This window comes from Amycolatopsis sp. NPDC054798, from assembly GCF_053611505.1.
Genome location: NZ_JBSHAM010000024.1, coordinates 69,127 through 91,260, shown reverse-complemented (window position 1 = coordinate 91,260; position 22,134 = coordinate 69,127). Strand labels below are relative to the sequence as shown.

Below are 22,134 nucleotides of genomic sequence, written 5' to 3'. Positions count from 1 at the left end.
CACCATGGCCAACCGAGCAGTCCCGTCCTCGTCCCCGCGCACCCGGCACCGCAGGCCGAAGACGCCGCAGCACAAGATCGTCCGGCATCTGCACCCAGTCCGGCGCCGGGAAGTCCGCCCCGAACACGACCCGGTCCGGGTCCGCGAACGTTTGGCGTTGCACCGCCATCTCGCCGTTGTCCGCTCCGAGAATCCCGGCGGCCGAAGAGGTGCGGCATGAGCATCGCTGTCGAGGACCAGACCGCGGCGACTGAATCCGAACGGCTCGCCCGCGCTTATCTGCTCGGCGTCGCCGAACCACCGGCACCGCATCTGCTGGAGTTCGTCGGCGAACACGGCCCGGTCGCGGCGGCCGAGCGGGTCCAGGCGGGGGATTGTCCCGAGCAGGTCCTCCGCGAAACGGCCGCGCGGCGGGAATCCACGATCGCGGAACAAGACCTTGAGGCGGCCGCAAAAGCCGGCGCTCGGCTCGTGGTTCCCGAAGACCACGAATGGCCAGCGTGGCCGTTGCTGTCGCTAGCCGTGGCAACAGGAAACGGAGTGAAACATGTGGCCGCGCCGCTCGGGCTATGGGTGCGCGGCAACGCGAGTCTCGCCGAAGCCGCCGACCGCGCGGTGGCGGTCGTCGGTGCCCGGCTGGCCACGGACTACGGCGTGCACAACGCCCTAGAGATCAGCCACGCCTTGGCAACTCGCCAAATACCGGTCTTCTCCGGTGCCGCCCTAGGGATCGATGCCGCTGCCCATCGCGGCGCGCTCAGCGGTGGCGGGGTCACGGTCGCTCTGTTGGGATGCGCGGTTGACTATGCCTATCCCGCAGGGAACATTGACTTGTTGAACCGCATCGTCTCCGAGGGCGGTGCGCTTGTCAGCGAGTACGCGCCGAAAACCCCGCCCGCGCGCCATCGATTTCTGGTGCGCAACCGCCTTATCGCAGGTCTCACCGACGGCACAGTCGTTGTGGAAGCCGGAATCCGCAGCGGTGCGCGCAACACCGCCACCATCGCGGGCGCGCTCGGAAAAGTCGTGATGGCGTTGCCTGGATCGGTGCATTCGGGCAGTTCAGCCGGTTGCCACGCGCTGATCCGGGACTGCAAGGCCACCTTGGTCACCTCCGTCGACGAAGTGCTCGAAACCGTGGGCCGATTCGGCACCGCGGCTCCTGTGGCCGAGCCGAGCCGGCGGCCCACGGACAATCTCGGTCCGGAGGCGTCGCGGGTTTACGACGCGCTGCTTCCGCGAGCGGGGCGGGCTCCGGAAGAGGTCGCGGAAAGCGCTGGAGTGCCTGTTTCCCGAGTCAGGGCCTTGTTGCCGGCACTGGAAATCGACGGCTTCGCGGTGCGCGGCGAGACTGGCTGGCGGCAGATCGTCCGAACGGCCAACCGATGATGGGCGTGGCGATGCTTGACCAATGGCGATGGTTCGCGCAGCGTAATCGCCATGCCGTCAGCGAGTGCACGCAAGGACGCGGTTCCGCGTCCCGGTGGACACCGGAAACGCCCGCCACGACCCGATCTTCGTGCTCTCCGCGCCGAATTGCCGGAGTCCGTCGAGTCGGTGGTGGCCGGTTACGAACGGCATCTGTCGCTGGAGCGTGGGCTGTCGCCGCACACCGTGCGCGCGTACGTCGGCGACGTCGTTTCGCTGTTGGCGTTCCTGACCGTGGGGGAGGGCGACCGTCCCGCGCGGCGCTTTGAGGACTTGGACGTCACGCAGCTGCGCGCGTGGCTCGCGGGGCAGCGCTCGGACGGCGCCGGGCGCACCACCCTCGCGCGCCGCGCCGCGGCCGCGCGCACGTTCACCGCTTGGGCGCACCGCACCGGTTTGCTGAAATCGGACCCGGGCGGCCGGCTGGCCGCGCCGCGCACCCACCGGACCCTGCCCGGCGTGCTCCGCGCGGACCAGGCTGACGCGCTCATGGACGCCTCCGCGAAAGGGGCAGCCGAACGGGATCCGGTCGCTCTGCGTGATCGCGCGTTGGTCGAATTGCTGTATGCAACCGGCATTCGGGTGTCGGAGTTGTGCGGTCTGGATGTCGGCAGCGTGGACTTTTCCCGCCGCGTGGTTTCGGTGGTGGGCAAGGGGGACAAAGAGCGGACAGTTCCGTTCGGCGTCCCGGCGGCCGAGGCGCTGACCGCGTGGCTGGAGGACGGACGACCCGCTCTGGCTGGGGAAACGCCGCCGGCGGCGCTTTTCCTCGGCGTGCGCGGCAAGCGTCTGGACCCGCGCGCGGCGCGCCGGGTGGTGCACGAAGCGGTGGCCGCGGTGCCGGGCGCAACGGACATGGGGCCGCACGGGCTAAGGCATTCCGCCGCGACGCATCTGCTCGAAGGAGGTGCCGATCTCAGGAGCGTTCAGGAACTGCTTGGTCACGCTACGCTGGCCACGACCCAGCTCTACACTCATGTGACCGTCGATCGGCTGAAGGCGATCCATGACCGAGCACACCCGCGGGCCTGAAGAGGCCGGCGGCGGCTCGGCCGGGGACGGCAGGGCCGAACCGCCGGCGCACGCGCATCCGCACGAGCACGGAGACAACACTGAGCAGCACGCCGAGAACGACCGTGCAATGACTTCCACGTCGCAGGTCACGGAAGCCGGGGCGGAGCGCCCCGGCGTGCAGGACGCCGTCAATGGGGACGGTCGTCCTGGTCAGGACGTCGACGCGGGGATTCAGGCGCTGTGGCAGCAGTTCGCCGACAAACCGGACCAGACCTCGCGCGACCGGCTGGTGCTGCACTACGCACCGCTGGTGAAGTACGTCGCGGGCCGGGTCGGCACCGGTCTGCCGACGCACGTAGACGTCGGCGACCTCGTGCAGTCAGGCATATTCGGGCTGGTCGACGCGATCGAGAAGTTCGACCCGGAACGCGGCCTGCGCTTCGAGACGTATGCGATGCAACGCATCCGCGGCGCCATCCTGGACGACCTGCGCTCCCAGGACTGGGTCCCGCGCGCGGTGCGCAGCAAGGCGAAGGAAACGGCCCGCGCCCTGGAACGCCTCGGCGCCCGCCTGCACCGGACCCCAACCGACGCCGAACTCGCCGGCGAGATGGGCATCAGCCTCGACGACCTGCGCGACTTCTACGGCCAGCTCCGCCTGACCAGCGTGGTAGCGCTGGAAGATCTTGTCGCCGCGGGCAAAGACGCCGGCTCGCTGGTCGACACCCTCCCCGACGACGGCGCGGTCGACCCGGTGGCCGTCCTGGTGGACCAGGACAACCGCCGCCAGCTCGCCGAAGCCATCGCGCAGCTCACCGACCGGGACAAGATCGTCGTCAGCCTTTACTACTTCGAAAGCCTGACGCTGGCGGAAATCGGCAAAGTCCTCGGCGTCACGGAGTCGCGGGTGAGCCAGCTGCACACCCGAGCGGTGATGCGGTTGCGCGCGAAGCTGATGGAGCAACCCAGCGGCTGACCCTCGCTGCGGACTTGCCCGCGCGGCCTCGTCTTGACCGAGGACTGCCCGCGGCCTCGCCCTGGCTGAGGACTGCTGCGTGATGATGGCTTGGTTGCCGGGCGGCCTTCGCCGGGCCGTCTCTGCTGGGCTGTTTCTGCCGAGCCGCCTCCGCCGAGCCGCCCCTGCCGGACAGCTTCCGCTGGGTCGCTTCCGCTTTGACAGGCTCCGCCGGGCAAGCTCCGCGGGGTGAGCTGCGCCGGGCGGAGATAGTGGTCTGGCTGTTGGCTGGCAGCTGGGGCTGCTTCTGGCGCACCCTTGCGGGCCGGGCGGCTTGGCTGGCTGGCGATGGTGGCTGGGTTCGCGACCTCCTTTGAGTCGGGCTGGATTGCCCTAGCTGCAAACGGTCTTGGTTGCCGGGCGGTCTTTCGGGCTGTGGCTCGGGGTCGGGGTCGGGCCAGGGCACCCGGGGACAGGGCCGCGGCGGGGCGCGCGGTGGGTGCTGCCGCAGGCCAGATGTTCATCCCGCGTCGTTACCGCGATTACCTCGTTCAATCACCTCGTTTCTGTGGCTGATTTCCGCGCAAACCCAACCGGTGGGCATCGGATCAGGCAGCGTCACGGCCCTTCTGCCCACGGCTTGAGCCGGACCCGGCTCGGGGTTCCGACCAAGGCGAGCGGGTCGATGTATTCCGTGCCGCGGCGGGCTCCCCAGTGCAGGCACGTGGCTGTCGGACCACCTGGGTGGCCCGGCGTCGCGGTTCCCAGGGGCTGGCCGCGGTAGATCTGGTCTCCGGGGGCGACTGTCGGGGTGATGGGGAGGTAGGTCGTGTGGAGGCCGCCGTCGTGGTCCAGTGCGACTACTCCCTGGCCCGCTACCTGACCGGCGAAGACCACGACGCCCTTGTCTGCGGCCAGTACTTGTTGTCCGTCGGCGGCTTCCAGGTCGACGCCTCGGTGACCTGGACCGAACGGGGTCGCGGGTGGTTCGAAGGTGCGGGTGACGTGCGGGCGAGGCGTCAGGGGCCAGGTCAGGCGGCCGGGTTCTTCGGGGGCGGGTTGGAGGGAGGCGGCGTTGGCCCGGGACGTGAAGAGCGCTGCTGGGCCTGCCGCCAGAACCAGGGCTATCGCCAGAAGCAGCCACGTTCGGGTGGCGTTTCGGCGGGCATCGGGGCCGGACAGCGGGGACGAGAGTTCGCCGCCGGGGCCGGCTAGGCGCAGCGGCGGGTGGCCCCAGCTGAAATCGCACGGGAGCGAGATTCGGATCCTTGGCGGGAAGGTCGTCGCTGTTCTGGGGAGGGGTGGGTGGAGGAGCCTGCGGGAAACGAAGAGGACGTACCTGGTCGCGGTACTCGCGCGGGTCCAGGAGCGGTGGAGTGCGAGGCGGATTCTGGACGGTCTGGCGGGCACTCGGCGGTGGCGGCCGCTCCGGGGGAGGGCTGCGGGGTGCGGCAGGGCAGGGAGTGTGTCGTCTGGGCTCAGCAGCGTCGTTGCTGCCAGCGGGTGCTGGACGAGCAGGGCGGTGGTTGCCAGGACTACCGGGTGAGGCGTTTCCGGAGACGGGTCGGACGGGGATTCGGTTTGGCTGCTTGCCTCTCTGTCCGGGCGCGGAACAGGCGACGGCGTGCTGTCGGCGGGAACGGCAGCTGCGGCGGCAAGGGAATCGGCGGGAACAGCAGCAGCGGCGGCAGCGGGGACGGCAGGAAAGGATCGTGTCGTGGTCATGTCCTCATCGTCGGTCATCGGCCGGTCGGAACAGGCTGCTCAGAGCCAGTTGTCCACAGGCGGGCACAGTTGTGGACAACCCCGGGCCGGGCGAAGGCTGCCCGCACGGGCGGGCCTGGTGGCAGGGGGTAGAATCAATCCCGCAGTCCACTCGCTGGGCTGACTTCGCGTGCACGTGCGCGCGTCCCCGGACGGGCCGCTTCGGCGGGAACCCGGACGGAGGGGCGCACGGTGTCCGGCGGTCCCTGGGGTTTCGCACTACCGAACCCGTGGGTCCGGGCACCGGCTACGGCACCAGGGCCCGCGGCCTCCCGGCCGCGGGCGACGAACCGGAACAGCGCCTCCGCGGGCGGGATCGAAAACCGACAGCGGGAGCGCGCGACTACAGAGAAGGTGTGATTCCGGCAATGGCCGTCGTCACCATGAAGCAGCTGCTCGACAGCGGCGTGCACTTCGGGCACCAGACCCGTCGGTGGAACCCGAAGATGAAGCGCTACATCTTCACCGAGCGCAACGGCATCTACATCATCGACCTGCAGCAGACGCTGACGTACATCGACCGTGCGTTCGAGTTCATCAAGGAAACCGTCGCGCACGGCGGCACCATCATGTTCGTCGGCACGAAGAAGCAGGCTCAGGAAGCGATCGCCAACGAGGCCGCGCGCGTGGGCATGCCCTACGTGAACCAGCGCTGGCTCGGCGGCATGCTGACCAACTTCCAGACCGTCCACAAGCGCCTTCTCCGCCTGAAGGAGCTCGAGGCCCAGGAGCAGACCGGCGGCTTCGCCGGGCTGACCAAGCGCGAGATCCTGACGCTGACCCGCGAGAAGGACAAGCTCGAGAAGACCCTGGGCGGCATCCGCGACATGGCCAAGGTGCCGTCCGCGGTGTGGATCGTCGACACCAAGAAGGAGCACATCGCCGTCGGCGAGGCTCGCAAGCTCAACATCCCGGTCGTCGCGATCCTCGACACCAACTGCGACCCGGACGAGGTCGACTACCCGATCCCGGGCAACGACGACGCGATCCGTTCCGCCGCGCTGCTGACGAAGGTCGTCGCCGAGGCCGCCGCTGCCGGGCTGATGGCCCGCTCCGGCCGCAACGGCGCCTCGGCCGACGCGAAGCCGGAGACCGGCGCTTCGGACGAGCCGCTGGCCGAGTGGGAGAAGGAGCTCCTCGCGGGCTCGGAGACCGCCGCTGCCGACGCGACCGAGGCCGCTGCCGCGACCGAGACCGCCGAGACCGCCGCGACCGAGACCGCGGAAGCGACCGGCGAGCAGGCTCCGGCCAACTCCTGATCCACCCCGTCCGGGCGGTCCGCGCAGGGCCGCCCGGACGGCGCTCACCGCACACGTACCTGAAACGGACGGATTCAACACGATGGCGAACTACACCGCCGCTGACGTGAAGCGCCTGCGCGAGATGACCGGCGCGGGCATGATGGACTGCAAGAAGGCCCTCGAGGAGAACGACGGCGACTTCGAGAAGGCCGTCGAGTTCCTGCGCATCAAGGGCGCCAAGGACGTCGGCAAGCGCGCCGAGCGCGCCACCGCCGAGGGCCTGGTCGCCGGCGACGGCGGCGTCATGATCGAGCTCGACTCGGAGACCGACTTCGTCGCCAAGAACGACGAGTTCCAGCAGCTCGCGGCGAAGATCGTCGAGACCGCGAAGGCGCTGAAGTCCAGCGACGTCGAGGCGCTGAAGGCCGCTGACCTCGGCGGCAAGCCGGTCAACGAGGCCGTGCAGGAGCTGTCGGCCCGCATCGGCGAGAAGCTCGAGCTGCGCCGCGTGGTGTCGTTCGAGGGCCAGACCGCGATCTACCTGCACCGCCGCGGTTCCGACCTTCCGCCGGCCGTCGGCGTGCTGGTCGAGTTCACCGGCGACGACGTCGACGCCGCCCGCGGCGCCGCGATGCAGGTCGCCGCGCTGCGCGCGAAGTACCTGACCCGCGAGGAGGTGCCGGCCGACATCATCGAGAACGAGCGCCGCATCGCCGAGCAGACCGCCCGCGAGGAAGGCAAGCCCGAGCAGGCGCTGCCGAAGATCATCGAGGGCAAGGTCAACGCGTACTACAAGGACAACGTGCTGCTGGAGCAGCCGTCGGTCAAGGACAACAAGAAGACCGTCAAGGCCCTGCTCGACGAGGCGGGCGTGACCCTGACCCGGTTCGCCCGGTTCGAGGTCGGCCAGGCCTGAGCGAGGCACTGGGACTAGGTTCTGGCACTGTGCCCCGTCTCCGCGCATCGGGGACGGGGCACAGTCGGGTCTACCGAGGGGCAGGAGGCGACAGACATGGGTGAGGACCGGGTCGAGGGCGGGTACCGCCGGGTGCTGCTGAAACTGGGCGGCGAGATGTTCGGCGGCGGCGCGGTGGGCGTCGACCCCGACGTCGTGCACTCCGTCGCCCAGCAGATCGCCGACGTCGCGCGCACCGGGGTGCAGATCGCGGTGGTGATCGGCGGCGGCAACTATTTCCGCGGCGCGGAGCTGTCCCAGCGCGGCATGGACCGCGACCGCGCCGATTACATGGCGATGCTCGGCACTGTGATGAACTGCCTCGCGCTGCAGGACTTCCTCGAAAAGGAAGGCCTTCCCACGCGCGTGCAGACCGCGATCACGATGGGCCAGGTCGCCGAGCCCTACATCCCGCGCCGCGCGGAACGGCACCTGGAGAAGGGCCGCGTCGTGATCTTCGGCGCCGGCGTCGGGATGCCGTACTTCTCCACCGACACCGCCGCCGCGCAGCGCGCGCTCGAACTCGGCTGCGAGGCCGTGCTGATGGCCAAGGCCGTGGACGGCGTTTACACCGCGGACCCGAAGACCGACCCGGACGCGAAGATGTTCACCGACATCAGCCACCGGGAGGTGCTCGAGCGCGGCCTCAAGGTCGCCGACGCCACCGCGTTCAGCCTGTGCATGGACAACAAGATGCCGATCATCGTGTTCAACCTGCTCACCGAGGGCAACATCGCCCGTGCGGTGGGCGGTGAGAGGATCGGCACGCTGGTCTCCACCCCCGCCGACGAGGCATCCGCCTAGACCTGCTGGGATCAAGCTCAGGTCCGACAACACAACACCGGGAGTAGCCGTGATCGACGAGACCCTCCTCGACGCCGAGGAGAAGATGGAAAAAGCGGTGTCCGTCGCGAAGGAAGACCTCACGTCGGTGCGCACCGGGCGGGCCAACCCGTCGATGTTCTCCCGCATCGTCGTCGAGTACTACGGTGCGCCGACCCCGCTGAACCAGCTGGCGAGCGTCAACGTGCCGGAAGCCCGGATGGCGCTGATCAAGCCCTACGACCAGACGCAGCTCGCCGCCATCGAGAAGGCGATCCGCGAGTCCGACCTCGGCGTCAACCCGAGCAACGACGGCAACGTCATCCGCATCGTCATCCCGCAGCTCACCGAGGAGCGGCGCAAGGAGATGGTGAAGGTCGCGAAGGGCAAGGGCGAGGACGCCCGCGTCTCGATCCGCAGCGTCCGCCGCAAGGCCAAGGAAGAACTCGACCGCATCGCCAAGGACGGCGAAGCGGGCGAGGACGAGGTCGCGCGCGCCGAGAAGGAGCTGCAGAACCTCACCGACACCTACGTGCACCAGGTCGACGAGCTGGTGAAACACAAGGAAGCCGAGCTGCTCGAGGTCTGATGAGCCAGGTGAGCGAGGAACGCGACGAGCGGGTGAGCGACATCCCGCCACCGGACCCGGCCGCCGAGCCGGACCCGGTGTCGCGGCTGGAACCGGCTCCGGAAAACCCTGCTGTGCAGCGGAAAACGGACTCCGCGGCGGCTGCGCGCGCGGAATCCGGTGCTGTGCCGGGGAAACAGGCGGAAGCCGGGGCCGAGTCGGCGAAGGGCGCGAAAGGCGTTCCCGCGGGCGGGCTGGCGAAGGGCGCGAAAGCTGCGTCCAAGGATGAGTCGGCGAAGGGTGCTCGAGGCGGGCTGTCGGAGGGCGCGAAAGCTGCGTCCAAGCGCGAGTCGGCGAAGGGCGAGCCAGCGACCGGCGGGCCCGAGGCCGGAGACAACCCGGAGAACAGCGCGAAAACCGAGCCGGAGAAGAAGGCGTCCCGGGCGGGTCGCAACCTTCCCGCGGCGATCGGCGTCGGGCTGCTGCTCGGGGCCGCGATCATCGTTTCCCTGCTCACCGTCCGGTTCCTCTTCATCGGGATCATCGCCGCCGCGATCGCGGTCGGCACGTTCGAGTTCTCCGGCGTGCTGCGCCGGGTCGCGGACACCAAGGTCGCGCTGATCCCGGTGCTCGCCGGCGGGCAGGCGATGATCTGGCTGGCCTGGCCGTTCGGCCGGGAAGGCGCGCTCACCGCGTTCGTGCTCACCGTCCTCGCCTGTCTGCTGTGGCGATTGCCCGGCGGCGCGAAGGGCTACGTGCGCGACGTCAGCGCTTCTGTTTTCGCTGCCGCGTACCTGCCGTTGTTCGGCGCGTTCGCGGCCATGCTCGTGCCGCCGCACGACGGTGTCGGGCGCGTGCTCACGTTCCTGATCGCCGTGGTCGCTTCCGACACCGGCGGCTACATCGCCGGCGTGCTCGGCGGCAAGCATCCGATGGCGCCCACGATCAGCCCGAAGAAGTCCTGGGAGGGCTTCGCCGGTTCGATGATCGCGGGCATCGTCGCGGGCGCGCTCACGCTCAGCCTCATGCTGGACGGCCACGCCTGGCAGGGCGTCATCTTCGGCGCGGCCATCGTGCTCACCGCGACGCTCGGCGACCTCGTCGAATCGCTCATCAAACGCGACCTCGGCATCAAGGACATGGGCACGCTGCTGCCCGGCCACGGCGGCATCATGGACCGCCTCGACTCGCTGCTGCCCTCGGCCGTCGTGTCGTGGCTGCTGCTGTCGGCCTTCGTGCCTGCCTGAATCCCTCAGTCGTCGTAGGGGTCGTCGACTTCGGCGCGGCCCACGTCTTCCAGCACTCGCGAGTGGTCGATCACCGCGAACACCGCGCCGTCCGGATCGGCGAGGATCGAGGTGCGGCCGAACGGGGTGTCGTACGGCTCGAGCACCACCGAGCCGCCCAGCATCAGCGCCTCGCCCGCCGCCGCGTCCGTTCCTCGCGCGGGATCGACCTCGAAGTACACGAGCCAGTGCGGGGGAGTGTCCCGGCGGTACTCGGGACCCATCACGTAGCGGTACAGCACCGCCGTGTGCTCAATGGAATATTCGGCATAGTCAACGCTTTCACCGTCGCCGACCTGACGGCTCGAGTAGTTGAAAAGCTTGGTGTAGAAGTGATCCGCGGCTACGCCGTCGTGTGTGTTCAGGTCCGCGCCGCTGAACGCGTTGGGCACGCCGCCGGCGAACTGCCAGTCCGGCGGGGCTTCCCAGAACACCACCGGCGCGCCGCACGCGTCGATCGCGTGCACGATGCTGCCGCGGTCGGGAATCGCGATCGGCCCGAGGGTCACCTGGCCGCCGAGGTGTTCCACCCATTCGGCCGCGCTCGCCGTGTGCGGCACCGCGAGCTGCAGCGTCCAGCCGGGTGCGCTGCGGGCTCCGGCTTGGTACAGACCACCGGCGGGAACCCCGTCGCACGAGGCGATGGAGTACCGGCCGGTCGGCGCCGCGGGATCGCGCCGGGTTTCGTACTCCCAGCCGAAAAGGCGGGAGTAGAAGTCTTGGGTCCGAGCTTCGTCGTCACACGCCACCTCGACCCAGCAGGGCAACCCTGCCGGGATCGTGCGGGCGCCTGGCCAGCCGATCGACATTGCGGTCTCCTCCCCGATGAGGGATGAAGTGTATTCGGACGGGCGGGGTTCTACGCTCTGAACGGGAAAGCCGCCGCGCCTGCCGGCGCCTGGATCGGAGAGGAGTGCCGTGCGCTGGTTCTTCCGCGGTCCGGCGGCGTCCGAAGAAGTCGTTCCCAGCCCGAACATTTGGTACTACCAGCCCGTTTACGAGGTGGAGAACCGGGCGCAGGACGCGGACGGGGAGATCTGGCGCGTACTGCGCGAAGAGTGCGACTGGATCGGTCGCGACGTTCTCGATCTCGGCTGTGGTGACGGATACCACTTGCCGTTCTTCGCCGCGGACGCGCGTTCGGTGCTCGGAATCGAACCGCACCCGCCGCTCGCGCGGGACGCGGAACGACGGGTGCGGGATCTGGAGAACGTGCGGGTTCGCGTGGGACGCGCGCAGCAGTTGCCGGTGGACGACGCCAGCGTGGACGTCGTGCACGCGCGGACCGCGTACTTCTTCGGTCCCGGGTGCGAACCCGGATTGCGCGAAGCGGAACGGGTGCTGCGGCCCGGAGGATCGATCGTGATCGTCGACCTCGACGTGACCAGTGAGCCGTACGGCGGGTGGATGCGGGCGGATTTGCCGCACTACGACCCGCCTGCGGTGGAACGCTTCTTCGCCGCGCACGGCTTCAACTGTCGGCGCGTACGCACGCGTTGGCGCTTCGCGGACTTCGCCGCGGCGGAATCAGTGTTGAAGATCGAGTTCAGCGCGAAGGTCGCGCAGCGGGCGATCGCCGATACGCGCCGGCTGAACCCGGGGCCGGGCGAAGTGACGCTGCCGGTGGGTTATCGCGTGCATTGCCGCGTCAAACCCGCCGGCCTCGTCCTGCCCGGTCACTCGGCTGCCTCTCCGGATTCGGCCGCGTCATCCGAATCCTCGACCTCGCCGAGGATCGAGTAGATCGACCGGCGGGCTTCGTTGAGCACGTCCACCGCGCGGGCCTGCTGGTTTTCGCTGCCGGCTCGCATCACCTGCACGACCGCCGCGGCCAGCGTCGCGCCTGCCTTGCGCAGGTCGTGCTCGACCGGTTCGACGTCGTCGGTGAAGTGCTCCCACGGCGGGGTGCCAGTCTGCTGCTCGGCGGTGCTGCGGCCCTCTTCAGTGAGTTCGAAGAGCTTCTTTCCGCTCTCGTCGCGGCTCACCACCAGGCCCTCGTCGGCCAGCATCTGCAGGGTCGGGTAGATCGAGCCGGGGCTGGGCTTCCAGAGCCCGCCGCTGCGCTCGCCGATCTCGCGGATGATCTCGTACCCGTGCCGCGGCTGCTCCGCGAGCAGGACGAGGATCGCCGCCCGCACGTCGCCGCGCCGGCCGCGCCGGGAGCCCCGGCGTCCGCCCGGACCGTGGCCGCGTCGTCCGCGACCGCCGGGCCCGAAGGCGAACTCTCCGAATTCCCGGCCCCACGGTCCGAACGAGGACCGTCCGTGCTGGTCGTGCTCTCCGTGTTCGTGATGTCCGCCGGGGAAGGAGCGTCCGCCGGGGAAAGGGTGTCGTCGTCGGTTCATGGTGTCGGTTTTCCTTTCTCGAACTGTTGCGACACGTTCACGATATATCGGAAACGGTCGGTTCGCAACCGTAACGACAACCCGGGGACCTGAGCGACCGGCGGAGACGGCGGTCGGCGATACTCGAAGCACTAGCGAAAACACCCGAACGACCTGGGAGACCCGACCTCCGATGCTGGACCGTGCGGTCATCGACGCCTTGTTCCCCGCGGATCTGCCCGAGCCTGAGCACTGGGAACAGCGCTATCCGGCCCGGCAGCTGCCCGACGGTGCGAAGGTGACCCGGTTCGGCCCGTCACCGACCGGGTTCGTGCACATCGGCGGCATCTACGTCGCGACGATCGACCAGGACGTCGCGCGCCGCTCCGAGGGCCGCTACCTGGTGCGCGTCGAGGACACCGACCAGTCGCGCGAGGTCGAAGGCGCGCTGGAGCAGTTCGAACGCGGCTTCGCGTACTTCGGGCTGCAGGCCGACGAGGACGCGGTGCGCGGCGGCGAGTACGGCCCGTACCGGCAGTCTGAGCGCGAGCAGATCTACCTCACCTACGTACGGCACCTGCTGCGCGAAGGCCGCGCGTACATCGACTTCGCGACGAAGGACGAACTGGCGTCCATCACCGCACGGCAGCAGGCGACGAAGCTCCCGACGGGCTACTACGGGTCGTGGGCGATCTGGCGCGACGCCGACCCGGCCGACGTACAGGCGAAGCTCGACGCGGGCGAGCCGTGGGTGGTCCGCTTCCGCGCGCCCGACGACACCGGGCAGCGCGTGCGCTTCACCGACGCGATCCGCGGCACCATCGAGGCCGAGGCCAACCGCAACGACGTGGTCATCCTCAAGAGCTCCGACCAGAGCCCGCGGCTGCCGACCTACCACTTCGCGCACGCTGTCGACGACCACCTGATGCGCGTGAACCTCGTGATCCGCGGCGACGAGTGGATCTCGTCGGTGCCGACGCACCAGCAGCTGTTCGAGGCGCTCGGCTTCGAGCCGATCCAGTACGCGCACATCGCGCCGCTGATGAAGCAGGAGGGCGGCAGCAAGCGGAAGCTGTCCAAGCGCAAGGACCCGGAAGCCTCCGTCGACTTCTACCTCGAAGCGGGCTACCCGGTCCCGGCGGTGCTGTACTACCTGCGCGGCCTGGCGAACGGGCGGCTTGCCGAGATGCCGCTGGCCGAAGCGCTGGACGCGCCGATCAACCTGGACGAATGCGGCGTCGCCGGTCCGCTCGTGGACCTGGTGAAGCTGGACGACCTCGCCGCGGACTACGTCGCGACGCTGTCCGGCGAGGAGATTCTCGCGTCGGTGCTGGAGTGGGCCGATCGGTTCGACCCGGAGCTGAAGGCGGTGCTGGAGTCCTCGCGAGAGCTGGCGCTGCGTGCGCTGGCGGTGGAGCGCGAAGGCGTCGAGAACCCGCGCAAGGACTTGAAGAAGTGGAGCGAGTTCCGTGCCGTCTACGGGTTCTTCTTCCCGCAGCTGCACCAGGCGGCGACCGGTCCCGACGACGAGCGGATCGCGGCGCTCGGCGTTCCGGCGGACGTCGTGCGCGCGGTGGCGTCGGACTTCGTGTCGGCCTATCAGCAGCTCGACGACGGCCAGGAGTGGTTCCAGCAGATCCGCGAGGTCGCGGCGAAGCACGGGTTCGCCAAGAACGCCAAGGAATACAAGAAGGACCCGGACGCCTACCCGGGTTCGATCCGCGAGGCGTCGCAGATCATCCGGATCGCGATCACCGGGTCGACCCGCAGCCCGGACCTGCACTCGATCACGCAGGCGCTGGGCGCGGAGGAAACGTTGCGGCGCTTCGGCAATTTGATCAACTGACCTGCTCGTGAGCGTCCGGGTGCCAATAGGCTCGGGCGCTCACGAGTTCAGGTAAGTCAGCACCGCCAGCACACGCCGGTTCCCGGTGTCGTCGTCGGTGATGCCGAGCTTGCCGAACAGCGACGTCGTGTACTTGCTGATCGCGCTTTCGCTCAGGAACAGCCGCCGGGCGATCTCCGCGTTGGACAGGCCTTCCGCCATCAGTTCCAGCACCGAACGCTCGCGCTCGGTCAGCGAGCCGAGGCGCTGATCCGGCGACCCGCTCGTGAGCAGTTTCGAGATCACCGCCGGGTCCATCGCCGTGCCGCCGGCCGCGACGCGTTCGAGGGCGTCGATGAACTGCTCGGCCTCGAAAACGCTGTCCTTCAACAGGTATCCGACCCCGCTGGCCCCGTCGGTCAGGAGTTCGCGGGCGTAGAGCTGTTCGACGTGCTGCGACAGGATCAGCACCGGAAGTCCGGGCGTCTCGCGCCGGGCGGCGAGCACCGCGCGCAGGCCCTCGTCGGTTTGCGTCGGCGGCATCCGGACATCGACCACAGCGACGTCCGGCCGGTGTTCCCGCAGTACGGCGACGGTTTCCGGACCGGTCGTCGCGGTCGCCACCACCTCGTGGCCGTAGGCCTGCAGGAGCCGGACGAGCCCGTCCCGCAGCAGGTAGAGGTCTTCGGCTACGACGATGCGCATGGCACCATCATCCACGCTCGCGTCGGCCCGCCTGCCGGGCTGGTGATTTCTAGAGTGCCGTCGAAGACCGCGAGACGACGGCGCAGTCCGGCGAGCCCGCCGTCCGGACGGATTTCGGCACCGCCTCGGCCGTCGTCCTTGACCTCGGCGCACAGCCGATTCCCTTCCTGCACAAGGGAAACCTGCACATGCGACGCGTGGGCGTGCTTCACTGCGTTGGCGAGCAGTTCGGCGATCCCGAAGTACAGCGCGGATTCGATCGGCGGATCGAGCGGCTGCGGCAGATCGGTTTCGACGGCTACGTCCACCGGCAGGTCCATCGCCATCGCGCGGACAGCGTCGGCAAGGCCGCGTTCGTTCAGCACGGGCGGGCTGATGCCGCGGACCAGCTCGCGTAATTCGGTGAGCGAGGTGGCGGCACCGGCCCGGGCGTCGCGCAGCAATTCCTTGGCCTGCTCGGGATTCGTCTCCATCAGCTTCTCCGCCGTCGCCAGCGCGAGGCCGAGCGCGACCAGCCGGGCTTGCGCGCCGTCGTGCAGATCCCGTTCGATGCGGCGGATTTCCGCGGCTTGCGCGATGGTCGTGTCCGCGCGCAACGCGGTCAGGGTGTCGACCCGTTCGGCGAGCGCCATCGTGGCGGACGCGCCCAGGAACCGCGTGGCTACCGGGATGACGCTTCGCCAGGCGTACGGCGCGGTCGCGATCGTCACCAGCAGACCGGCCAGGTAGCCGTCCGGGAGATTCACCAACGTCAGGACCGCCGCGGCGACGCCGAGCAGCGGCACAAGAGCGACCAGGCCGAACGAGAACGGCGCGACGAGAACGAACCGCAGGTCCCGCCAGGTCGCCGGGTCGTGGCGCCAGGCCTTCAGCCGCTGCTCGCGCCGGGCTTCTTCGCGGGTGCGCGAGTAGGAGTGGCCGTTCCACCAGTATCCGGTCGACAGCTGGGTGACCGGCGGCATCTCGCGGTATCCGGGCGGGAGCACGACGCCGGTCCAGTTCGCGACCAGGACCCGCGTCATCTGGCACACCGGCCGCGCCAGCAGCAGCGTCCCGATCACCGCCCAGACGAACGGCGCGATCCACGACCACGGGTTGCCGCCCCACCACTGCCACAGGCCGACCGCCGCCGCCCAGACCGCCGGGATCAGCAGGGCCACGCCCGCCGCTTGGGCAGCGCGGACGAATCCCACGCCGCAGTCGCGCACCCAGGACCGTAGCTGTCGCATCGTTTCTTCCCCTTGTCCATCCGGCTTCGCGGTCCACTGTGCACCACGAAACGCCGGATTCCCGCCGCTGCGGGACAGGAGTGGGTCCAGACCCACCCCCTTGTGCGCCCAGACCCATACCGGGCCGGGCCGCGGCTTCCTAGCGTTGCTGGCACAACGGGAAACCACAAGGGAGAACAGCAATGCAGACCATCGAACGCCCGGTCGTCCAGCGTCCGTTCGGCTTGGTGAAGGGGCTGGTCGTGGCCTACGGAACGATGGGCGTCGCCGTCTTCGGCACGATCGTCGCGCTAGCAGTCGCCGACGGGACGGCGACCAGTTTCATGTGGACTCGCTCCGCGCTGGTGCCGGTCAGCGCCGTGATCGTGTACTGGCTGGTGTCGCTCGCGGCGAAGGGGTCGAACAGGGCTTATCAGCGGGCGCGGCTCATCTCGATCGTCGCTCCGATCGCTCTCGTCGGCGTCGACCTGATTCCGGGCGCGTGCCCGTTCTGGTTCCTGCTGTTGCAGACGGCCTGCGCTGTCGTGCTGGCCGCCGCCGCGGTCCCGCTCGTCCGGCTGCGGGCTACGTTCCCGAAGTGAACTTCGGGACCAGCCGGATTCGGGAGTCGAGGTTCCGTTCGACCGCCGCGCGGCTCGACAGCAAGGGGAACGAGCCGCCGGAGGCCCACAGGTCGTTCAGATCGCGGTAGTGCGGACTGCGTGGGTCGCCGGACTGGCCGGGGGCGTTGATTGCCCGCGACGCGTCCCAGTTGCCGACGTCGAGGGCCATTTTGAAGGTCGCGCCGATGATCTGCTGGTAGGTGAGCGGGTGGAAGAACGACGGGTGGACGGTCTGGTAGTCGCCGCCGACCGGGGTCGGGCCGACGTTCGGGCCGCCTGCCGGGTGCACGAACTCCTGGTACTGCAGCGAGCCCCAGCGCCACTTCGCCGGGTCGCCGCCGAGTTTTCCGGCGACGTCGCGGAAAGCGAGCGGGAGAGTGTCGAGGATGAGTTTGTCGCGTTTGGCCGCGCCGCCCGGGCCGAACCATGCGTCCGGGTCGGCGAACGACGCGAGCACGAGGCTGAAATCCGGATTGATGGTGCGGGACAGGACATCCGCGGCGTCCTGCGGGAGCATCGTGTGCGCCCACCCGCCGTGGAGGTACTTCAGCAGCCAGGTTTCGTACAGCGCGGCCGGGGCGGAATCCACCGAGGCGACGCCGTCGAACCCGCGCAGCAGGTCGAGCGCCTTCGCGGTGTCCGGGTCGGTGGAGGAGAGATTCCGCAGGAACGGGGTGAGCCGGGTGGCCAGCAAGGACTTCTCGTCGCGCTGGATGGCGAGCGAATCGGCGACGCGGGCGCGCGGCGTCGACTTGATCAGCTCGTCGATTCGCTCCTTGCGGTAGGGCAGCTGCCATTCGTAGTTGGAGACCACCGGGAAGCCCGGCGGAAGGTTGTAGTCGTTGGCGGAGGCGAAGAATCCGGCCGGCGGGTTGTGCTGCCACGGGAGTTCGGAGTTGGCGTGGAAACCGTTCCATTCGTAGCGGCCGTCGCCGGGGACGGGCAGCAGGCCGTCGTATCCGGCCCCGGTGCGGCGCGGGGTCAGCGCGCCGGGCACGTAGCCGATGTCGCCGTGGACGTCGGCGTAGACGAGGTTGGATCCGGGCGCGCCCCAGGTGCGCATTCCGTCGGTGAACTCGGTGAAGTTGCGGGCCCGCTGGTAGTTCAGGCTGCCGAGGTAGGCCGCGCTGCCCGGTTCGGTCCACGCGGTGCGCACGGCGAACGCCCGGTGCGCCGCCTCGTCGACCTTCACGATCGGGCCGTGCCGGGTGAAGGCCAGCTCGCGGGTGACCGGCTGGCCGCCGAGCACCGGGATGCTCTCGGAGACCTTGGCGATCGGCTCCCAGCCGTCGCGGTAGCGGTACCGGCTGTGGTCGGCGGGGTCGAGTTCGTAGACGTAGAGGTCGGTCTGGTCGACCGGCAGATTCGTCAGCCCGAACGCGACGGAATCGTTGTGCCCGATGGCGATGCCCGGGTTCCACGGCTCGCCGGCCCCGGTGAGGTTCAGGCCGGGCGCGGAAAGCTGGGCGACGTAACGACCGGACGGCAGCGCGTCGGCGCCGCGGTGCGGATCGTTGGCGAGGATCGGGCGTCCGGACGCGGTGCGGTCCGGGCCGATCGCCCAAGAGTTGCTGCCGCTGGTGGCGTCGGCGATGTCCTTCGGCCCGGCGACGCCCTTCGGGAACGTGACCGCCGCGGTCGCCTTGTTGTAGACGGAAAGCACGTCGCCGGGGACTGAACAGGGATCGAGCCCTTCCGGCACCGCGGCCTCGTGGTCGGGGTGCAGGCTGCGGAGGTACTTGCTCGCGCCCGGCCCGGCCTTGCACACCATCTGCGCGCGGGCGACCTCCCACATGAGGTTCTCGCCGATCGCGTGCGTCCGGATGCGGACGACGTCCTCGGGCCGCCAGTGCGACGGCTGGTAGCCGAGCTTGCCGAACTCCGGCGGCGCGGCCTCGGGATGTTTGCCGAGCCAGTCGACGTAGGAGTTGATCCCCTGGGCGAACCGGGTGGCGGCGAGTTTGGCTTCGGGACCGTAGGAGGCCCATTCTTTCTGCATGTCGCCGCGGTAGAGGAACAGCCGGGCGGCGCGGTCTTGGTCCACATAGGACTCGCCGAGGACTTCGCTGAGCAGCCCGAGACCCCGGCGGCGCCAGGTGTCGAGCTGGAAAAGCCGGTCGCGGGCGACGGTGAAGCCTTGTGCGTAGAACAGGTCCGCGGTGTTGGCGGCGTAGATGTGCGGGACGCCCCATTTGTCGACAAGCAGCTCGACTGGACGGGAAAGGCCGTCGAGAGCGATGGCGGGGCTCGCGGAGGCTGGGGCGGCTGGGGCGGTGCCGAGCAGCGTCAGAACGAGTATCAGGACGGTAGCTTTGGACCGCATTTCCCCACCCCCGGCAGCAGCGTTGACCTCGCGGACGCTAATCGCGGCGAGGGCGGGGACCCACCCCTGAACCGGGACGGGTAGGGGGAACCGGACGGCGTGCGGCATCGTCCAAAGTGCCGCGCGGGAGCCGTTCCATTATTGTCCCGAGCCAGACCGGACCCCTGGGGGATGCGATGCGACGTGTAGTGGTGACGGCTGCTGTGACCTTGGCTTGTGTGCTGGGACTCGCGGCCTGTGCCGGAGGCAGCACCAGCGGCGGCAGCGACAAGGGCGCGGAAAGCAGCGCCGCACCCGAGCAGAAGGATGGCGGCAAGACCGGGACGCCGCTCGCGAACACCGACCCGTGCAGCCTGCTCAAGCCGTCTGACGTGCCCGAACTCGCGCAGGAAAGCGGCACCACGCCCAAGGCCGAGGGCCGCCGGTGCGAGGGCACTGGCTACTCCGTGACCCTCTCGGAGGTCGACGCGGATGGCTACGCCGTCCAGTTCGAGGGCTCGACGGTCAAGCCGATCTCCGACATCGCCGGGTACAAGGCGGGCATGACGAAGGGTTCCATCTCCGGGCCCGAGACCTGCGCCGTCATCCTCGCGGTGACGACCAACCAGCTGGTTTACGTCGCCGTCGACGACAAGCAGGACCCGTCGAAGAGCTGCGACATCGCCAAGAAGGCAGCGACCGCCATCGCGGGCCGCATTCCCAGCTGAGCTACGAGACGTCCCCGATCGCCTCGTCCAGAATGGACAGTCCGAGGTCGATCTCGCTTTCGGCGGCGGTCAGCGGCGGCGCGATCCGGAACACCCCGCCCATCCCGGGCAGCTGCACGATGTTCATGTGCAGCCCGAGTTCGAGGCACCGCTGCGTCACGCGGGCACCGAGTTTGTCCGCGTCCGGTCCGCCGCCGCTCAGCTCCAGCCCGGCGAGCAGACCCCGGCCCCGGATCTCGCCGACCGCCTCGTGCCGCGCCGCGATTTCGTCCAGTCCGGCGCGCAACCGGTCGCCGAGCTGACGGGCGCGTTCGTCGAGCCGGTCGCGGATCAGCACGTCCAGCACCGTGTTCCCGACCGCCGCCGGGAGCGGGTCCGAGACGTGCGTGGTGAAGAACAGGTAGCCGCGATCGTGGGCTTCCTGCTCGATTTCCGCGCTCGTCAGCACCGCGGCGAGCGGCAGACCGGCACCGAGAGTTTTGGACACGGTGAGGATGTCGGGCACTACGCCGTCGTGTTCGAAGGCGTACCAGGTTCCGGTGCGGCACAACCCGGTCTGCGCTTCGTCGAGGATCAGCAGCATGCCGCGTTCCCGGCATTTCCGTTGCAGCGCCTGGAAATAACCCGGCGGCGGCACGAGGATCCCGCCGGAGCTGAGGATCGGCTCCACCAGGCACGCGGCGAGGCTCCCGACCGATTGCGCGTCGATCAGGTCGAACGCGAGGTCCAGCTGGTGCTCCCAGTCCGCACCGGGCACCGGGATGGCGAAGTTGCCCGGCGCGCCCGGACCGTAGCCCTTGCGGCCGGCGCTGTAGGTGGCGCTCGCTGCGGCTTGCGTCATCCCGTGCCAGGACCGGGCGAATGAGACGATCTCGTGCTTGCCGGTCACCAGTTTCGCCATTCGCAGCGCGGCCTCGTTGGACTCGGCGCCGGTGGTCAGCAGCAGCGCCTTCTCCAGCGGATCCGGCAGCGTCTCGGCCAGCCGTCGCGCGAGGTCGACTACCGGGCGGCTCAGCATCCCGCTGAACAGGTGGTCGAGCTTCGCGGCCTGCTTGCGGACGGTCTCGACGATCTCCGGATGCGCGTGCCCGAGGATCGCGCTCATCTGCCCGGACGTGAAGTCGAGGATCCGCCGTCCGTCCTCGGTGAAGACGAAACTGCCCTCGGCGCGGTCGATGATCTCGCCGGTGAACGAACCAGGACCGGCGTAGCGGACGAGGTGCCGGTCGACGTCGGACCAGAAGGTGTCGGTGGCCATGGCTTCGACGGTAGAGCCGCGCCGAGCGCCGCGTCCATCTCACAGTTTCTGCTTGCTTGTTCGATGGCATCGAACAACGATGGGGTCATGTTGAACCCGTGGCGGTTGCGGCTGCTGAGTCGGCTTGCCGTGCTCGGCACGGTTCGTGCGGTCGCGCAGGACGTGAATCTCAGCGCCTCCACGGTGTCGCATCAGCTCGCGCTGCTGGAAACCGAAACCCGCACCCGGCTGCTCGAACGCACCGGCCGCCGTGTCCGGCTGACTCCCGCCGGGGAGAAACTGGCCCGGCAGGCGCGCGCGATCCTCGACCACCTCGACGCGGTCGAGGCCGAACTGCGCGGCGACGAACCGGCCGGGCTGGTGCGGATCGGCGCGTTCCAGAGCGCGATCCACACCTTCGCCGTGCCCGCCGCGACCCGGCTGGCCGAGACCTATCCGCGGCTGGAAACCGAACTGGCGGAACGGGAACCGCACGAAAGCGTCCCGGCGCTTCGGGCAGGCGACAGCGACGTCATCATCACCACCACCGATTTCGTCGACCTGCCGCTCGGCCCTGACCTCGAGATCATCCGGCTCGCGACCGATCCGATCGTGCTGGTCACCGCGCTCGACCGGCAGGGGCCGCCCGGTCCCGCCGTGCTCGCGGACTGCTCCGGCGAACCGTGGGCGCTCGACATCCCCCACTCCTACATGGCGAACCTGACGCTGCGGCTCTGCCGTGAATCGGGGTTCGAGCCGCGCGTGGTGTGCCGGTTCAGCAACTACCTGATGACGCTGCAGCACGTCGAGGCCGGACTGTCGATCGCGTTGCTGCCCGGGCTGGCGGTGGATCCGCGGTACCGGGTCGCGACGAAAGCGCTGGCGACACCGGTGACGCGCACGATCGTCGCGGTCACCCGGCGAGGTTCGCCGCGGCGAGCGGCGGTGAACGCGGTGCTCGACGCGCTGCGGCAACCGGTCGAGCTTCCGGCGGCGGTGGAGCAGGCTTAACCGCCACGATTTGTGCTGCTGAGGCTACGTTTCGGACCCAGCCCGCAGGTTCGGTGGTGCCTGAACTGGCCCCCCGTTCTGAAAAAAACCCACCAAGTGGACAGGCACCGGAAAGACAGCGCGGGAGGGCCGCCCCGA

Annotated in this window: 22 protein-coding genes; 15 read left to right on the top strand and 7 right to left on the bottom strand. The window is 69.3% G+C overall.

The window, feature by feature from the left end; translation table 11 throughout:
• Positions 1–4: 4 nt before the first annotated feature.
• The 4 genes from ACWGIC_RS17525 to ACWGIC_RS17510 are packed head-to-tail and all read left to right on the top strand — an operon-like array spanning position 5 to position 3,418.
• Positions 5–220 (top strand): hypothetical protein, encoded by a 216-nt coding sequence (locus ACWGIC_RS17525; RefSeq protein ID WP_452076970.1) that lies wholly within the window; start codon positions 5–7, stop codon positions 218–220.
• A complete protein-coding gene (gene dprA, locus ACWGIC_RS17520) occupies positions 217–1,389 on the top strand; it encodes a DNA-processing protein DprA (RefSeq protein WP_452076969.1) in 1,173 nt (390 codons plus the stop codon). The genes ACWGIC_RS17525 and dprA overlap by 4 nt, the downstream gene beginning before the upstream one ends.
• Before the next feature lie 51 nt (positions 1,390–1,440).
• Positions 1,441–2,460, top strand: coding sequence for a tyrosine recombinase XerC (locus ACWGIC_RS17515; RefSeq protein ID WP_452076968.1), 1,020 nt, complete (start codon positions 1,441–1,443; stop codon positions 2,458–2,460).
• A complete protein-coding gene (locus ACWGIC_RS17510) occupies positions 2,435–3,418 on the top strand; it encodes a FliA/WhiG family RNA polymerase sigma factor (RefSeq protein ID WP_452076967.1) in 984 nt (327 codons plus the stop codon). The genes ACWGIC_RS17515 and ACWGIC_RS17510 overlap by 26 nt, the downstream gene beginning before the upstream one ends.
• Positions 3,419–4,015: 597 nt before the next feature.
• Here the strand turns inward: ACWGIC_RS17510 and ACWGIC_RS17505 are convergent.
• On the bottom strand, positions 4,016–4,315 hold the full coding sequence (locus ACWGIC_RS17505; RefSeq protein ID WP_452076983.1) for a peptidoglycan DD-metalloendopeptidase family protein: 300 nt from the start codon (positions 4,313–4,315) through the stop codon (positions 4,016–4,018).
• On the opposite strand from ACWGIC_RS17505, the gene ACWGIC_RS17500 reads away from it, so the two are divergent.
• The 6 genes from ACWGIC_RS17500 (at position 4,229) to ACWGIC_RS17475 (ending at position 9,994) form a co-directional block, all read left to right on the top strand.
• Entirely contained in the window at positions 4,229–4,612 is a 384-nt protein-coding gene (locus tag ACWGIC_RS17500; RefSeq protein ID WP_452076985.1) for a hypothetical protein, read from the top strand. The two genes, ACWGIC_RS17505 and ACWGIC_RS17500, sit on opposite strands and share 87 nt — an antisense overlap.
• Positions 4,613–5,529: 917 nt before the next feature.
• Complete coding sequence (gene rpsB / locus ACWGIC_RS17495) at positions 5,530–6,420, top strand: 30S ribosomal protein S2 (protein ID WP_452076966.1); 891 nt, start codon at positions 5,530–5,532, stop codon at positions 6,418–6,420.
• A gap of 82 nt (positions 6,421–6,502) precedes the next feature.
• Positions 6,503–7,318 (top strand): translation elongation factor Ts, encoded by an 816-nt coding sequence (gene tsf, locus ACWGIC_RS17490; protein WP_452076965.1) that lies wholly within the window; start codon positions 6,503–6,505, stop codon positions 7,316–7,318.
• A gap of 96 nt (positions 7,319–7,414) precedes the next feature.
• Positions 7,415–8,161 (top strand): UMP kinase, encoded by a 747-nt coding sequence (pyrH, locus tag ACWGIC_RS17485; protein ID WP_452076964.1) that lies wholly within the window; start codon positions 7,415–7,417, stop codon positions 8,159–8,161.
• A gap of 49 nt (positions 8,162–8,210) precedes the next feature.
• Positions 8,211–8,768, top strand: coding sequence for a ribosome recycling factor (frr, locus tag ACWGIC_RS17480; protein ID WP_370939441.1), 558 nt, complete (start codon positions 8,211–8,213; stop codon positions 8,766–8,768).
• A gap of 293 nt (positions 8,769–9,061) precedes the next feature.
• Positions 9,062–9,994: a phosphatidate cytidylyltransferase gene (locus ACWGIC_RS17475; protein ID WP_452076982.1), complete on the top strand. Its 933-nt coding sequence runs from the start codon at positions 9,062–9,064 to the stop codon at positions 9,992–9,994.
• Positions 9,995–9,999: 5 nt separating this feature from the next.
• Here the strand turns inward: ACWGIC_RS17475 and ACWGIC_RS17470 are convergent, their stop codons facing one another.
• Positions 10,000–10,842 (bottom strand): VOC family protein, encoded by an 843-nt coding sequence (locus ACWGIC_RS17470; protein WP_452076963.1) that lies wholly within the window; start codon positions 10,840–10,842, stop codon positions 10,000–10,002.
• Positions 10,843–10,951: 109 nt separating this feature from the next.
• On the opposite strand from ACWGIC_RS17470, the gene ACWGIC_RS17465 reads away from it, so the two are divergent.
• Complete coding sequence (locus ACWGIC_RS17465) at positions 10,952–11,776, top strand: class I SAM-dependent methyltransferase (protein WP_452076962.1); 825 nt, start codon at positions 10,952–10,954, stop codon at positions 11,774–11,776.
• On the opposite strand, the gene ACWGIC_RS17460 is transcribed toward ACWGIC_RS17465, so the two are convergent.
• Positions 11,710–12,378, bottom strand: a complete 669-nt coding sequence (locus tag ACWGIC_RS17460) for a PadR family transcriptional regulator (protein WP_452076961.1) — start codon at positions 12,376–12,378, stop codon at positions 11,710–11,712. The two genes, ACWGIC_RS17465 and ACWGIC_RS17460, sit on opposite strands and share 67 nt — an antisense overlap.
• A gap of 172 nt (positions 12,379–12,550) precedes the next feature.
• Here ACWGIC_RS17460 and ACWGIC_RS17455 point away from each other — a divergent pair, with 172 nt between their 5' ends.
• Complete coding sequence (locus ACWGIC_RS17455; protein ID WP_452076960.1) at positions 12,551–14,203, top strand: glutamate--tRNA ligase; 1,653 nt, start codon at positions 12,551–12,553, stop codon at positions 14,201–14,203.
• 39 nt (positions 14,204–14,242) lie between these two features.
• On the opposite strand, the gene ACWGIC_RS17450 is transcribed toward ACWGIC_RS17455, so the two are convergent.
• Both ACWGIC_RS17450 and ACWGIC_RS17445 read right to left on the bottom strand, forming a co-directional pair.
• Positions 14,243–14,887 carry a response regulator transcription factor gene (locus ACWGIC_RS17450; protein ID WP_452076959.1) on the bottom strand — a complete coding sequence of 215 codons (645 nt, stop codon included), beginning with the start codon at positions 14,885–14,887 and terminating at the stop codon, positions 14,243–14,245.
• The gene (locus ACWGIC_RS17445) at positions 14,872–16,116 is read right to left on the bottom strand and encodes a sensor histidine kinase (RefSeq protein ID WP_452076958.1); all 1,245 of its coding nucleotides are present in this window, start codon (positions 16,114–16,116) and stop codon (positions 14,872–14,874) included. The genes ACWGIC_RS17450 and ACWGIC_RS17445 overlap by 16 nt, the downstream gene beginning before the upstream one ends.
• Before the next feature lie 182 nt (positions 16,117–16,298).
• Between ACWGIC_RS17445 and ACWGIC_RS17440 the strand changes: the two genes are divergently transcribed.
• A complete protein-coding gene (locus ACWGIC_RS17440; RefSeq protein ID WP_452076957.1) occupies positions 16,299–16,697 on the top strand; it encodes a hypothetical protein in 399 nt (132 codons plus the stop codon).
• Here the strand turns inward: ACWGIC_RS17440 and ACWGIC_RS17435 are convergent.
• Positions 16,681–19,041 (bottom strand): penicillin acylase family protein, encoded by a 2,361-nt coding sequence (locus ACWGIC_RS17435; RefSeq protein WP_452076956.1) that lies wholly within the window; start codon positions 19,039–19,041, stop codon positions 16,681–16,683. The two genes, ACWGIC_RS17440 and ACWGIC_RS17435, sit on opposite strands and share 17 nt — an antisense overlap.
• Positions 19,042–19,232: 191 nt before the next feature.
• On the opposite strand from ACWGIC_RS17435, the gene ACWGIC_RS17430 reads away from it, so the two are divergent.
• Complete coding sequence (locus ACWGIC_RS17430; RefSeq protein WP_452076955.1) at positions 19,233–19,748, top strand: DUF3558 family protein; 516 nt, start codon at positions 19,233–19,235, stop codon at positions 19,746–19,748.
• A 1-nt stretch (position 19,749) separates the two neighbouring features.
• Here ACWGIC_RS17430 and ACWGIC_RS17425 read toward each other — a convergent pair whose 3' ends face one another.
• Positions 19,750–21,006 (bottom strand): aspartate aminotransferase family protein, encoded by a 1,257-nt coding sequence (locus ACWGIC_RS17425; protein WP_452076954.1) that lies wholly within the window; start codon positions 21,004–21,006, stop codon positions 19,750–19,752.
• 87 nt (positions 21,007–21,093) lie between these two features.
• Here ACWGIC_RS17425 and ACWGIC_RS17420 point away from each other — a divergent pair, with 87 nt between their 5' ends.
• Positions 21,094–21,996, top strand: a complete 903-nt coding sequence (locus tag ACWGIC_RS17420; protein WP_452076953.1) for a LysR family transcriptional regulator — start codon at positions 21,094–21,096, stop codon at positions 21,994–21,996.
• Positions 21,997–22,134: the final 138 nt, after the last annotated feature.